Source organism: Halomonas sp. 25-S5 (genome assembly GCF_029889845.1).
In the GTDB taxonomy this organism is placed as follows: Bacteria; Pseudomonadota; Gammaproteobacteria; order Pseudomonadales; family Halomonadaceae; genus Halomonas.
This window is the reverse complement of sequence record NZ_JARANV010000009.1, coordinates 85398-98407: the sequence shown is the minus strand read 5'-3', so window position 1 is coordinate 98407 and position 13010 is coordinate 85398. Positions and strand designations below refer to the sequence as shown.

General features: G+C 66.0%; 12 protein-coding genes. 9 read left to right on the top strand and 3 right to left on the bottom strand.

What is annotated here, in order from left to right:
• Positions 1–113 precede the first annotated feature (113 nt).
• Entirely contained in the window at positions 114–332 is a 219-nt protein-coding gene (gene infA, locus OP498_RS08735; protein ID WP_040185975.1) for a translation initiation factor IF-1, read from the top strand.
• A 143-nt stretch (positions 333–475) separates the two neighbouring features.
• On the opposite strand, the gene clpA is transcribed toward infA, so the two are convergent.
• The 3 genes from clpA to icd all read right to left on the bottom strand — a co-directional run bounded on the left by clpA (position 476) and on the right by icd (position 4702).
• Positions 476–2752, bottom strand: a complete 2277-nt coding sequence (gene clpA / locus OP498_RS08730; protein ID WP_280547666.1) for an ATP-dependent Clp protease ATP-binding subunit ClpA — start codon at positions 2750–2752, stop codon at positions 476–478.
• Positions 2753–2889: 137 nt separating this feature from the next.
• On the bottom strand, positions 2890–3237 hold the full coding sequence (clpS, locus tag OP498_RS08725; RefSeq protein WP_348533111.1) for an ATP-dependent Clp protease adapter ClpS: 348 nt from the start codon (positions 3235–3237) through the stop codon (positions 2890–2892).
• A gap of 208 nt (positions 3238–3445) precedes the next feature.
• Positions 3446–4702, bottom strand: coding sequence for an NADP-dependent isocitrate dehydrogenase (gene icd, locus OP498_RS08720; protein ID WP_280547599.1), 1257 nt, complete (start codon positions 4700–4702; stop codon positions 3446–3448).
• Positions 4703–4830: 128 nt separating this feature from the next.
• Here icd and OP498_RS08715 point away from each other — a divergent pair, with 128 nt between their 5' ends.
• The 8 genes from OP498_RS08715 to OP498_RS08680 all read left to right on the top strand — a co-directional run bounded on the left by OP498_RS08715 (position 4831) and on the right by OP498_RS08680 (position 12905).
• Complete coding sequence (locus OP498_RS08715; RefSeq protein ID WP_280547598.1) at positions 4831–5445, top strand: pseudouridine synthase; 615 nt, start codon at positions 4831–4833, stop codon at positions 5443–5445.
• Positions 5442–5891 carry an NUDIX hydrolase gene (locus tag OP498_RS08710; RefSeq protein ID WP_280547597.1) on the top strand — a complete coding sequence of 150 codons (450 nt, stop codon included), beginning with the start codon at positions 5442–5444 and terminating at the stop codon, positions 5889–5891. The genes OP498_RS08715 and OP498_RS08710 overlap by 4 nt, the downstream gene beginning before the upstream one ends.
• A 175-nt stretch (positions 5892–6066) precedes the next feature.
• Positions 6067–7194, top strand: coding sequence for a tRNA 2-thiouridine(34) synthase MnmA (gene mnmA / locus OP498_RS08705; protein WP_280553255.1), 1128 nt, complete (start codon positions 6067–6069; stop codon positions 7192–7194).
• Positions 7191–7832 (top strand): high frequency lysogenization protein HflD, encoded by a 642-nt coding sequence (hflD, locus tag OP498_RS08700; RefSeq protein ID WP_280547595.1) that lies wholly within the window; start codon positions 7191–7193, stop codon positions 7830–7832. Before mnmA ends, hflD begins: the two co-directional genes overlap by 4 nt.
• A gap of 48 nt (positions 7833–7880) precedes the next feature.
• Positions 7881–9245, top strand: coding sequence for an adenylosuccinate lyase (gene purB, locus OP498_RS08695; RefSeq protein WP_280547665.1), 1365 nt, complete (start codon positions 7881–7883; stop codon positions 9243–9245).
• On the top strand, positions 9242–10417 hold the full coding sequence (locus OP498_RS08690; RefSeq protein WP_280553254.1) for a cupin domain-containing protein: 1176 nt from the start codon (positions 9242–9244) through the stop codon (positions 10415–10417). The genes purB and OP498_RS08690 overlap by 4 nt, the downstream gene beginning before the upstream one ends.
• A gap of 68 nt (positions 10418–10485) precedes the next feature.
• Positions 10486–10920, top strand: coding sequence for a GNAT family N-acetyltransferase (locus OP498_RS08685; RefSeq protein WP_280553253.1), 435 nt, complete (start codon positions 10486–10488; stop codon positions 10918–10920).
• Between the two features lie 386 nt (positions 10921–11306).
• The gene (locus tag OP498_RS08680; RefSeq protein WP_280553252.1) at positions 11307–12905 is read left to right on the top strand and encodes an isocitrate lyase; all 1599 of its coding nucleotides are present in this window, start codon (positions 11307–11309) and stop codon (positions 12903–12905) included.
• Positions 12906–13010 lie beyond the last annotated feature (105 nt).

Below are 13010 nucleotides of genomic sequence, written 5' to 3'. Positions count from 1 at the left end.
TGCCTTGACGAGCGGCATGCGGCACAATATCGCGCTATCCTGTCGGCACGGGCGGCGAGGCCGTGAGACCGTGCCGCCTTCTTTCGTCATCTCATCAGCGAGGAACCGCCTATATGGCACGTGAAGACCATATCGAAATGGAAGGCGTCGTCGTCGATACCCTTCCCAACACCATGTTCCGTGTCGAGCTGGAGAACGGCCACGTGGTCACCGCCCACATCTCGGGCAAGATGCGCAAGCACTATATCCGCATCCTCACTGGCGACAAGGTCAAGGTCGAGCTGACCCCCTACGACCTGTCCAAGGGCCGCATCGTCTACCGCGCCCGCTGAGCGCCGATCGGGCCGCCAGGGCCCGGACCCCGCTCGAGTGTCGGCCGCCTTCGCGTCCGCCACCTCCTCCCGCTGCAAGGCCCGAACGAACAACGCCCCGTCCGCAGACAGGGCGCTGTGGGTTGGTGGCCGCCTGATCCCCGTCAGGGCGCGTCGGCCAGCTCCGACTCCGTGGAGAGGTGGAGCTCGCCCTCCTCCACGCTGACGTGCACCACCCCGCCGTGCTCGGCCAGCTCGCCGAACAGGATCAGCTCGGCCAGCGGCTTCTTGAGCTTCTCCTGGATCAGGCGGGCCATCGGGCGAGCCCCCATGTCGGGATCGTAGCCCTTCTCGGCCAGCCAGTCCCGGGCGGCCTCGTCCACGTCGAGCTGGACCCGCTTCTCGTCGAGCTGCGCCTGAAGCTCGACCAGGAACTTGTCCGCCACGTTGCGCACCACCGGGGTAGGCAGGGCATGGAACTGGATGATGCCGTCCAGGCGGTTGCGAAACTCCGGCGAGAAGGTCTTGCGGATCACCTCCATGGCGTCCGTGGAGTGGTCCTGGGTCTGGAAGCCGATGGAGCGCCGCGTGGCCTGCTCGACCCCGGCGTTGGAGGTCATGATCAGGATCACGTGGCGGAAGTCCGCCTCGCGGCCATTGTTGTCGGTCAGGCGGCCATGGTCCATGACCTGCAGCAGCAGGTTGAAGACCTCGGGATGCGCCTTCTCGATCTCGTCGAGCAGCAGCACGCAGTGAGGCTGCTTGGTGATCGCCTCGGTCAGCAGGCCGCCCTGGTCATAGCCGACGTAGCCGGGAGGCGCGCCGATCAGCCGCGACACGGTGTGGCGCTCCATGTACTCGGACATGTCGAAGCGCACCAGCTCGACGCCCATGATATGCGACAGCTGCCGGGCCACCTCGGTCTTGCCCACCCCGGTCGGGCCGGCGAACAGGAAGCTGCCCACGGGTTTGTCCGGCGACTTGAGGCCGGCACGCGACAGCTTGATCGCCGCGGCGAGGCTGTCGATGGCCTCGTCCTGGCCGAACACCAGCATCTTCAGGTCGCGATCGATGTTGGCCAGCAGCTTGCGATCGGAACTGGAGACGCTCTTCGGCGGGATCCGCGCGATGGAGGCCACCACCGCCTCGACCTGGTCGACGTCGATGGTGTCCACGCGCACCTCCGGCGGCAGTAGCCGCTGGTGGGCACCGGCCTCGTCGATCACGTCGATGGCCTTGTCGGGCAGGTGGCGATCGTTGATGTAGCGGTCCGACAGCCGGGCGGCACTCTCCAGGGCCGCATCGGTGTACTTCAGCTGATGGTGTTCCTCGAAGCGCGAGCGCAGCCCCTTGAGGATGCGGATGGTGTCCTCCACCGAGGGCGCCATGACGTCGACCTTCTGGAAACGGCGCGCCAGCGCGCGATCCTTCTCGAAGATGCCACGGTACTCCTGGAAGGTGGTGGAGCCGATGCAGCGCAGCTCCCCCGAAGAGAGCAGTGGCTTGAGCAGGTTGGAGGCGTCCATCACCCCCCCGGAGGCGGCGCCGGCACCGATCACCGTATGGATCTCGTCGATGAACAGGACAGCATGGGGCTGCTTGAGCAGCTCGGCCAGCAGGTTCTTGAGACGCTTCTCGAAGTCGCCGCGATACTTGGTGCCGGCCAGCAGGGCGCCCATGTCCAGCGAATAGACCACGGCGTCGCTGATGACGTCGGGCACGTCCTCCTCGACGACGCGCTTGGCCAACCCCTCGGCGATGGCGGTCTTGCCCACGCCGGCCTCACCGACCAGCAGCGGATTGTTCTTGCGCCGGCGGGCCAGGATCTGCACCACCCGCTCAAGCTCGTGCTCGCGGCCGATCAGCGGATCGATCTTGCCCAGCCGCGCCTGCTCATTGAGGTTGGTGGCGTAGCCGGTCAGCGGGTTGGAGCCGGTCTCGGCACCGCCCTCCTCGGCTTCCTCGGCCTCCGGCGAGGGCGACGACTGGCTCTGGCCGTGACCGGCCACCTTGGAGATGCCGTGGGCGATGTAGTTGACGGCATCGACCCGGGCGACGTTCTGCTGCTTGAGGAAATAGACCGCCTGGCTCTCCTGCTCGGAGAAGATCGCCACCAGCACGTTGGCGCCGGTGACCTCGCTCTTGCCCGAGGACTGGACATGGAAGACGGCGCGCTGGAGCACGCGCTGAAAGCCCAGGGTCGGCTGTGTCTCTCGGTCCGACTGGTCATCGGGGATCAGCGGCGTGGTGGAATTGATGAAATCCTGCAGGTCGGACCGCAGCTTGTCGAGGTTGGCCCCGCAGGCACGCAGCACATCCGCCGCCGAGGCGTTGTCAAGCAGCGCCAGCAGCAGGTGCTCCACGGTCATGAACTCGTGGCGCTTGGAGCGGGCCACGGTGAAGGCCGTGTTAAGGGTCAGTTCAAGTTCTTTACTCAGCATGGCAGTCCCCTTCTCGCCGCCCAGGGCTTCGCGTCGGATCATTCATGGTCCGGCATCATCAACATCGGGTACAAACGGCGCCGTTGCAAGTCTCCCTTCAACGCAGGACCGTCGCTGTCCCTCTTCGACCATGCCGCTCAGTCCGCCGCCTCGATGTCGCACAGCAGCGGATGCTGACACTCTCTTGCATATTGATTGACCTGATGGCTTTTGGTTTCCGCAATATCGCGGGTAAAGACACCACAGGTGGCCTTGCCCCGCGTGTGCACGGTCAACATCACCTGCACCGCGGTCTCGCTGTCCATGTGGAAGAAGGTCTGCAGCACCTCGACCACGAACTCCATGGGCGTGAAGTCATCGTTGTGTAGCACCACCTTGTACAAGGGGGGACGCGCCACTTCCGGGTCGGCATGCTGCACCGCCAGGTCGCCGTCGTCCTCCTCGGGGCCCGGCGGCCGGGTCATGCCCCCCCGCGTGGCCACCATGGCCACTCGCCACGCCACCTCATCGTCTCTACTGAACATAAGGGCCACTATCCATCTCGACAAGCCGGAGGCCGTCCATTATCTCAACCGTGATTGGACGCCATCATACCGGCAGGGTTCACCGCCTCTGTTCGCCACCAGGACGCCTCAACGCAAGGGCCCCCGTCCGCCGGGCGGCGGACGGGGGCCCCGGGTCCAGCGTCGCGACTCACATGTTGTCGGCGACGGCCTGGCCGAACTCGGAGCACTTGAGAAGCTTGGCATCGTCCATCTGGCGATGAAAGTCATAAGTGACCTCGCCCTTGGAGATGGCCTTCTCCATGCCCTTGAGCACCAGGTCGGCCGCTTCGACCCAGCCCATGTGACGCAGCATCATCTCGGCGGAGAGAATCAGTGAGCCCGGGTTGACCTTGTCCTGGCCGGCGTACTTGGGTGCCGTGCCGTGCGTGGCCTCGAACATGGCCACGGTATCGGACAGGTTGGCGCCCGGCGCGATGCCGATGCCGCCCACTTCCGCCGCCAGCGCATCGGAGATGTAATCGCCGTTGAGGTTCAGGGTGGCGATGACGTCATACTCGGCCGGACGCAGCAGAATCTGCTGCAGCATGGCGTCGGCGATGACGTCCTTGACCACGATCTCCTTGCCGTTATTGGGGTTCTTCATGGTCATCCAGGGGCCGCCGTCGAGCAGCTCGGCGCCGAACTCCTCCTTGGCGAGCTCATAGCCCCAGTCCTTGAAGGACCCCTCGGTGAACTTCATGATATTGCCCTTGTGCACCAGGGTCAGCGACTCGCGGTCGTTGTCGATGGTGTACTGCAGGGCCTGGCGCACCAGACGCTTGGTGCCCTCGACGGAGACCGGCTTGACGCCGATGCCGCAGTTCTCGGGGAAACGGATGTTCTGGACACCCATCTCCTCGCGCAGGAACTTGATGACCTTGTCGGCCTCCGGGGTACCGGCCTTCCACTCGATGCCGGCGTAGATGTCCTCGGAGTTCTCGCGGAAGATGACCATATCCACGTCGGCCGGCTTCTTGACCGGGCTCGGCACGCCTTCGAACCAGCGCACCGGACGCTGGCAGACGTAGAGGTCGAGCTTCTGGCGCAGGGCGACGTTCAGGGAGCGGATGCCGCCGCCCACCGGCGTGGTCAGCGGCCCCTTGATGGAGACGACATAGTCCTTGACCGCCTCCAGGGTCTCTTCCGGCAGCCAGGTGTCGGCGTCATAGACCTGGGTGGCCTTCTCGCCGGCGTAGACCTCCATCCAGTGGATCTTGCGCTCGCCGTTATAAGCCTTCTGCACGGCAGAGTCGATGGCGATCTTCATGGCCGGCGTCACGTCGACACCAATACCGTCGCCCTCGATGAACGGAATGACCGGCTCATTCGGCACGTTCAGCGTATTGTCGGCGTTGACGGTAATCTTCTGGCCGCCCTCGGGCAGGACGATTTTCTGGAACCCCATTGAGAACTCCCCTGTCTGGTCTGTTCTGGTCTGTTCAGTGGTGCGCGGAGTATAGCATTCACCCTCCGGAGCGGAGTAGGCTTGACGTCAGATTTGTCGACAATCCATGGTAGCAAGACTTTGGTCGAATGAGTGTCCTTTACCTGTTGCACAAGCCCTATCGCATGCTCTCCCAGTTCACCGACCGGAAGGCCAAGGACGGGGAGCGCCGCGCGACCCTGGCCGACGTCATCGACGTGCCGGATATCTATCCGGCGGGTCGACTCGACCACGATTCGGAGGGGCTATTGCTGCTCAGCGACGACGGCGAGTTGATCCATCGCATCAGCGACCCCCGCCACAAGCAGCCCAAGACCTACCGCGTGCAGGTAGAAGGCGAGCCCACTGAGGTCGCCCTGCAGGCACTGCGCGACGGCGTCGCGCTCAAGGAGGGCAGGACCCGGCCCGCGAAGGTGCAGCGCCTGACCGAGAGCGGGCTGCCCGAGCGCGACCCGCCCCTGAAGACGCGACGCCACCCACGCACCACCTGGCTCGAGCTGACCATCACCGAGGGCCGCAACCGCCAGGTCCGCCGCATGACCGCCCATGTCGGTCACCCCACCCTGAGGCTGGTGCGGGTGGCCATCGGCCCCTGGCGCCTGGATGGCCTGGCCCCCGGGCAGTGGCGACGGGAGACGCTTCACGCCCCGCGCAGGCCGCCAGCAGGTGCTCACCGGGGCCCAGCAAGAGGAGGCCGCCGATGAGCCGCTGGCAGCCCTTCATCAGCGTGGCCACCGTGGTGGAGCGGGCCGGGCGCTTCCTGGTGGTAGAGGAGGATCGTGGCGGAGCCGAGACCCTCTTCAACCAGCCCGCCGGCCATCTGGAGCCCGGCGAACGTATCCAGGAGGGCGCCCTGCGCGAACTGCGCGAGGAGACCGCCTGGCAGGTGGGCATCACCGACTACCTGGGCATGTATATCTACCACACACCGGATGGCCTGACCTTCCACAGCCATGGCTTCTTCGGCATGGCGCTGGCCCACCTGGGCAATGAGCTGGACCCGGCCATCCTCGCCGTGCACTGGCTGACCCTCGACGAGCTCGAGGCGCTGGACCGGGAAGGCCGGCTGCGCAGCCCGCTGGTGCTGCGGCGTGTCCGCGATGCCCTGGCGAGCCGCTTCTACCCCATGGACGTGATTCACGAAAGATAAGCGGCCAAGCGGCCAAGCGGCCAAGCGGCCAAGCGGCCAAGCCGAGGCTCAAGCAGAAAGCAGAAAGTAACGAGCCTCCTTGCTCCTTGGAGCTTGTAGCTCGCCTCTCGGCGCCTGGCGGCAAGATCATGTATAATCCCCGCCCATTTGAGCCATACCCGATTCGAGAGCGCCCATGACCGCCACCCCAGTCAAGGTGATCGTCGGCATGTCCGGCGGCGTCGACTCCTCCGTGTCCGCCCTGCTGCTGCTGGAGCAGGGCTACGACGTCGAGGGCCTGTTCATGAAGAACTGGGACGAGGACGACGGCACCGAGTACTGCACCGCCAAGACCGACCTGGCCGACGCCGAGGCGGTATGCGAGAAGCTCGGTATCCGGCTGCACACCGCCAACTTCGCCGCCGAGTACTGGGACAACGTCTTCGAGCACTTCCTGGCCGAGTACCAGGCGGGGCGCACGCCGAACCCGGACATCCTCTGTAACCGCGAGATCAAGTTCAAGGTGTTCCTGGAGTACGCCGAAATGCTCGGCGCCGAGAAGATCGCCACCGGCCATTATGTTCGTCAAGGGCGGGTGCGCCAGGGGCAGGGCGACATTCGTCCGAGGTTGCTCAAGGGGCTCGACCCCCAAAAGGACCAGAGCTACTTCCTGCATGCCGTCCCCGAGGCTGCCATCGCCCGAACCCTCTTCCCGGTGGGCGAGCTGGAGAAGCCCGAGGTGCGCGCCATCGCCGAGCGCCATGACCTGATCACCGCGCGCAAGAAGGACTCGACGGGCATCTGCTTCATCGGCGAGCGCCGCTTCCGCGACTTCCTCAAACAGTATCTGCCCGCCCAGCCCGGCATGATCGAGACCCCCGAGGGCGAGGTCATCGGCGAGCACATGGGGCTGATGTACTACACCCTCGGCCAGCGTCAGGGGCTCGGCATCGGCGGTCTCGCCGACCATCCGGACGCGCCCTGGTACGTCGCCGCCAAGGACCTCGAGCGCAACGTGCTCGTCGCCGTACAGGGCAAGCATCACCCGCTGCTCTACACCGACGCGCTGGTCACCGAGGCCATGGACTGGGTGGCCGGCACGCCACCCGCCGCCGAGGGCCGCTATACCGCCAAGACCCGCTACCGCCAGGCCGACGTGCCCTGCCGGATGCGCGTCACCGCCGACGGCGGGGTGGAGGTGGGCTTCGATGAGCCCCAGCGCGCCGTCACCCCTGGTCAGTCGCTGGTCCTCTACGATGGCGAGATCTGCCTCGGCGGCGGGGTCATCCGCGAGACCTGGAACACCACGGAGCCTGCCTCATGACCGACTCGACCCCGATCCACCGCGCGCCGGATACCCCGGTCGCCCGTCAGGCCCTGGCGCTGGCCGGTGTCTTCCAGGCCGCCAGCCTGGTCGACGAGCTCGCCCGCACCGGCCAGGTCGAGTCGCGCGCCTGGGAAACCCTGATCCGTGCCACCCTGGACACCAACCCAGAGAGCTTCGAGGCGATCTACGGCGGCCATCCCAACAACCTGCGCCGCGGCCTCGACGTGCTCGAGGGCGTGGTCGGCCGCCAGCAGGTCAACCCCGTGGTGCTGCGCTACGGCTTCTCGCTGTTGATGCTGATGAACAAGCTGCGCGGCAACGACGCCCTGATGGATGACCTCGGCACGCGCCTGACCCGTATCCAGGGCCAGGCCGAGCACTTCGGTGAGACCCACGAGAACGTCATCGCCAGCCTCGGCGAGGCCTATCAGGAAACCCTCTCGACCTTCAAGACCCGCATCGTCGTCCAGGGCGACCCCTCGCTGCTGCAGAGTCGCATGATGCCCGAGCGGGTCCGCGCCATCCTGCTCGCCGGCATCCGTTTCGCCCTGCTCTGGCACCAGCAAGGGGGCCGACGCTGGAAGCTGGTCTTCCAGCGCGGCGCCCTGAAGAAGACCCTGGAACAGCTGGGCTGAGCCCCTTCCACTTCCCTTGACCGGAATCCGACCATGCACGCCGCTTCCCTGCCCCTCTCCGCCCTGACTGCTCTCTCCCCCATCGATGGCCGCTACGCCGGCAAGGCCAAGGCCCTGCGCGAGCACTTCAGTGAGTTCGGCCTGATCCGCGCCCGGGTCATCGTCGAGATTCGCTGGCTCCAGCGCCTTGCCGAGCATCCGCAGATCACCGAAGTACCCAGGCTCTCCGCCGAGGCCACCGCCTTCCTCGAGGCCCTGCTGCGCGACTTCTCCGTAGAGGACGCCGAACGCATCAAGACCATCGAGCGCACCACCAACCATGACGTCAAGGCGGTGGAGTATTTCATCAAGGAGAAGATCGCCGGCCAGCCGGAGCTGCACGCCGTCACCGAGTTCGTGCACTTCGCCTGCACCAGCGAGGACATCAATAACCTCTCCCACGGCGTGATGCTGACCGACGGACTCCGCGCCCTGCTCCCGGTGATGCACCGGGTGGCAGACGAGATCGCCCGCCTGGCCCATGATCACGCCGCCCAGCCGATACTCTCGCGCACCCACGGCCAGACGGCGAGCCCCACCACCCTGGGCAAGGAGATGGCCAACGTCGCCTACCGCCTGCGCCGCCAGCTCGCGCAGATCGAGGGCGTCGAGATACTGGGCAAGATCAACGGCGCGGTCGGCAACTACAACGCGCACCTGGCCACCTATCCCGAGGTGGACTGGGAAGCCAACGCCCGCAGCTTCGTCGAGGGGCTGGGGCTGACCTTCAACCCCTATACCACCCAGATCGAGCCTCACGACTACATCGCCGAGCTGTTCGACGCGGTGTGCCGCTTCAACACCATCCTCATCGACTTCGATCGCGACGTCTGGGGCTACATCTCGCTGGGTTACTTCAAGCAGAAGACCGTCGAGGGCGAGATCGGCTCCTCGACCATGCCCCACAAGGTCAACCCCATCGACTTCGAGAACTCCGAGGGTAACCTGGGGGTGGCGAATGCCCTCCTCGGCCACCTGGCCCAGAAGCTGCCGATCTCCCGCTGGCAGCGCGACCTCACCGATTCCACGGTGCTGCGCAACCTGGGCGTCGGCCTGGCCTATGGCCTGATCGCCTACCAGGCCTCGCTCAAGGGCATCGGCAAGCTCGAGGCCAACCCGGCGCGCATCGCCGAGGACCTCGATGCCAGCTGGGAGGTGCTGGCCGAGCCGATCCAGACGGTGATGCGCCGCTACGGCATCGAGAAGCCCTACGAGAAGCTCAAGGAGCTGACTCGCGGCAAGCGCATCGACCAGACCGGCTTCGCAGCCTTCATCGACACCTTGCAGCTTCCCGAGACCGTAAAGGAAGAACTGAAGGCGCTGACCCCGGCGACCTATATCGGCAACGCCGAAGAGCAGGCGAGGAAGCTATGAACTCCGATGCGCCGCTGCCCATGCTGGGCGGCCTGACCGCCGCCGAGTTCCTGCGCGACGTCTGGCAGCAGAAGCCGCTGCTGATCCGCGGCGCCTTTCCCGATTTCGCGTGCCCACTGGACCCGGATGAGCTGGCGGGGCTCGCCTGCGAGGAGGGCGTCGAGGCCCGTCTGGTGGAGGAGCACGGTGCCGACGGCGCCTGGCAGGTCCGCCACGGCCCCTTCGATGAGGTCACCTTCGCCACACTGCCCGAGCGCGACTGGACCCTACTGGTCCAGGCCGTCGACCACTACGTGCCCGAGGTGGCCGAGTTACTCGAGGCCTTCGACTTCCTGCCCCGCTGGCGACTCGACGACATCATGATCAGCTACGCCCCCCCAGGCGGAAGCGTCGGCCCGCATGTCGACCAGTACGACGTCTTCCTGCTGCAGGGCAGCGGCCAGCGCCGCTGGCAGCTGGGCGGCAAGGTCGGCGACGACGCCCCGATCCTCGATGGCATCGACCTGCGCATCCTCGAACGCTTCGAAGTGGCCCCTGGCGATGACTGGATTCTCGAACCGGGCGACATGCTCTACCTGCCGCCCGCCTGGGCGCACCATGGCGTCAGCCAGACCGACGACTGCCTGACGTTCTCGGTGGGCTTCCGCGCGCCCTCCGCGGACGAGGCGATCACCTCGTTTGCCGACTATCGCGGTGAGCAGCTGCCGGCATCGAGGCGCTACGCCGATGCCGGCATGACGCCGCCCAAGGACCCCGCCGAGCTCGACGATGACGCCGTGGCCCGCATGCGCCACCTGATCCTGGAGACCCTGGACGACCCGGCCCAGCTGGCCCAGTGGTTCGGCCGCGTGATGACCCAGCCCAAGTACGTCGACCAGCTGGTCCCCACCGAGACGCCGACCGAGGTAGAGGACCTTGTCGCCGCCCTTCAGGAGGGCGAGGAACTGGCACGCAGCCCCGGTTCGCGCTTCGCCTGGCGGGCCCTGGACGACGACCGCGCAACCCTCTTCGCCGATGGCGACGGACTGAACTGCCCCCTGCCCCTGGCCCGGCATGTAGCCTCCGATGCCCCGCTGGACGAGGGCCTGCTCGCGCTGCCCGGTGCCGCCGAGCTGCTCGCCCGCCTGCTCGATATCGGCAGCCTGGCCTGGGCGGACGAGCTGGAGGAGTAGCAAGGAGCAAGGAGCAAGGAGCAAGGAGCAAGGAGCAAGGAAAACAATGTGTCACCAGGAGAGACGAAGTGAAAGAGACAGAGCTGGCCATTAAAGAGGGCAGCTGGGACGCGTTAGGCGCCGAGGCCAGCGAGATCCGCCGGGTGGTCTTTATCGAGGAGCAGCAGGTGCCTCAAGAGGAGGAGTGGGACGGCCGCGACCCCGACTGTCGCCACTTCCTGGCCCTGCACGACGGCATTCCCCTGGGCACCGCCCGGCTGCTGCCCGATGCCCATATCGGTCGGGTGGCCGTGCTCGCCCAGGCCCGCGGCCTGGGGATCGGCGCGGCCCTGATGCGGGCCGCCATCGAGGCCGCCCGCCGCGACGGCCATAACACGGTGGAGCTCGCCGCCCAGACCCACGCCCTGACGTTCTACGAACACCTGGGGTTCAGGGCCTTCGGTGACGACTTCCTCGAGGCCGGTATTGCGCACCGCAATATGCGCCTTCCCCTCGGCGCTTGAATCGCGACCCCCTGCTTCCGCGCGGAAACTCGACTACAGGAAAGGCCTCTCCCCGCACCGTCCTGTAGTCGAGTTACAACGCCCTCTCCCCCCAAGGATCAATTGCTGAAGCCCGCCATCAGGGGCCATAGTGGCTTCCATGGCGAGGGTAAAACAGCTGTTTACCAGCGGCCCGAAGGGGTCAGGCAGATCGGCTGGCACACCCTCCCCGAGGTTCGACCAAGGCCGTAGAGACAAGCCCCGGCATCTGTTCGACCCTGACAGTTCTTCGCAGATGCAGCATAAGGCATTGCCGAATGGTGCAGCAGGCGATTCCAGCGGCCGCGACACCGGTTTTTCCCGACATCGCGATCACGAGCTTCCACTCCTGACCCGAAGGATGGCCCATGACGACATTCAAAGACGAACTCAAGGCTCTGGCTCAACTGCGCGAAGCCCAGCAGGGCAAGTGGGACAACATCAACCCCGAGCATGCCGCCCGCATGCGGGTGCAGAACCGCTTCCAGACCGGCCTGGACATCGCCCGCCACACCGCCGGGATCATGCGCGAAGACATGGCGGCCTATGACGCCGACACCGCGCAGTACACCCAGTCGCTGGGCTGCTGGCATGGCTTCATCGGCCAGCAGAAGATGATCTCCATCAAGAAGCACTTCGGCACCACCAAGCGTTCCTACCTCTACCTCTCCGGCTGGATGGTCGCCGCCCTGCGCTCCGAGTTCGGCCCCCTGCCCGACCAGTCCATGCACGAGAAGACCACCGTGCCGGGCCTGATCGAGGAGCTCTACACCTTCCTGCGCCAGGCCGATGCCTGGGAACTCAATCACCTGTTCCATGACCTGGACGAGGCCAAGAAGGCCGGTGACCAGGCGAAGGCCGACGAGGCCATGGCGAAGATCGACGGCTTCGAGACGCATGTCGTGCCGATCATCGCCGACATCGACGCCGGCTTCGGCAACGCCGAGGCCACCTACCTGCTGGCCAAGAAGATGATTGAGGCCGGGGCCTGCTGCATCCAGATCGAGAACCAGGTCTCCGACGAGAAGCAGTGCGGCCACCAGGCCGGCAAGGTCACGGTGCCCCACGAGGACTTCATCGCCAAGATCAACGCCGTGCGCTATGCCTTCCTGGAACTCGGCGTGGAGGACGGCGTGATCGTTGCCCGCACCGACTCCCTGGGCGCCGGCCTGACCCAGAAGATCGCCGTGACCCACGAGCCCGGCGACCTCGGCGACCTGTACAACGGCTTCCTCGATGGCGACGCGATCGCCTCGGCCTCCGACATCAACAACGGCGACGTGGTGATCAAGCAGGACGGCAAGCTGGTCAAGCCCAAGCGCCTGGCCTCCGGCCTCTACGAGTTCAAGCCGGGCACCGGCGAGGACCGCGTGGTGCTGGACTGCATCACCAGCCTGCAGAACGGTGCCGACCTGCTGTGGATCGAGACCGAGAAGCCCCATGTCGGCCAGATCGCCGGGATGGTCAACCGCATCCGCGAGGTCTGCCCGGATGCCAAGCTGGTCTACAACAACAGCCCGTCCTTCAACTGGACCCTGAACTTCCGCCAGCAGGTGTTCGACGCCTGGGAGACGGAAGGCAAGGACGTCTCAGCCTACGAGCGCGCCGACCTCATGAACGCCACGTACGACGACACCGAGCTCGGGCAGCTGGCCGACGAGTGGACCCGCAACTTCCAGCGCGACGCTGCCCGCGAGGCCGGCATCTTCCACCACCTGATCACCCTGCCGACCTACCACACCGCGGCCCTCTCCACCGACAACTTGGCCAAGGGCTACTTCGGCGACGAGGGCATGCTGGCCTATGTGGCCGGGGTGCAGCGCAAGGAGATCCGCGAGGGCATCGCCACCGTCAAGCACCAAGACATGGCCGGCTCCAACATCGGTGACGACCACAAGGAGTTCTTCCACGGCGATGCGGCGCTCAAGGCCGGCGGCAAGGACAACACCATGAACCAGTTCGGCTGAAGCCGCTGGCGGTAACCACTGGAAACCTTGGGGAGGCCGATAGACCTCCCTTTTTTCATATTATTGGCCGCATGGCGACGCTACACTCGTGGCCAGAAAGTCCGG

Excerpts from the sequence above, each read along its gene's own strand:
- infA (WP_040185975.1), top strand. The coding sequence starts at position 114 with ATGGCACGTGAAGACCATATCGAAATGGAAGGCGTCGTCGTCGATACC.
- clpA (WP_280547666.1), bottom strand. The coding sequence starts at position 2,752 with ATGCTGAGTAAAGAACTTGAACTGACCCTTAACACGGCCTTCACCGTG.
- clpS (WP_348533111.1), bottom strand. The coding sequence starts at position 3,237 with ATGGTGGCCACGCGGGGGGGCATGACCCGGCCGCCGGGCCCCGAGGAG.
- icd (WP_280547599.1), bottom strand. The coding sequence starts at position 4,702 with ATGGGGTTCCAGAAAATCGTCCTGCCCGAGGGCGGCCAGAAGATTACC.
- OP498_RS08715 (WP_280547598.1), top strand. The coding sequence starts at position 4,831 with ATGAGTGTCCTTTACCTGTTGCACAAGCCCTATCGCATGCTCTCCCAG.
- OP498_RS08710 (WP_280547597.1), top strand. The coding sequence starts at position 5,442 with ATGAGCCGCTGGCAGCCCTTCATCAGCGTGGCCACCGTGGTGGAGCGG.
- mnmA (WP_280553255.1), top strand. The coding sequence starts at position 6,067 with ATGACCGCCACCCCAGTCAAGGTGATCGTCGGCATGTCCGGCGGCGTC.
- hflD (WP_280547595.1), top strand. The coding sequence starts at position 7,191 with ATGACCGACTCGACCCCGATCCACCGCGCGCCGGATACCCCGGTCGCC.
- OP498_RS08690 (WP_280553254.1), top strand. The coding sequence starts at position 9,242 with ATGAACTCCGATGCGCCGCTGCCCATGCTGGGCGGCCTGACCGCCGCC.
- OP498_RS08680 (WP_280553252.1), top strand. The coding sequence starts at position 11,307 with ATGACGACATTCAAAGACGAACTCAAGGCTCTGGCTCAACTGCGCGAA.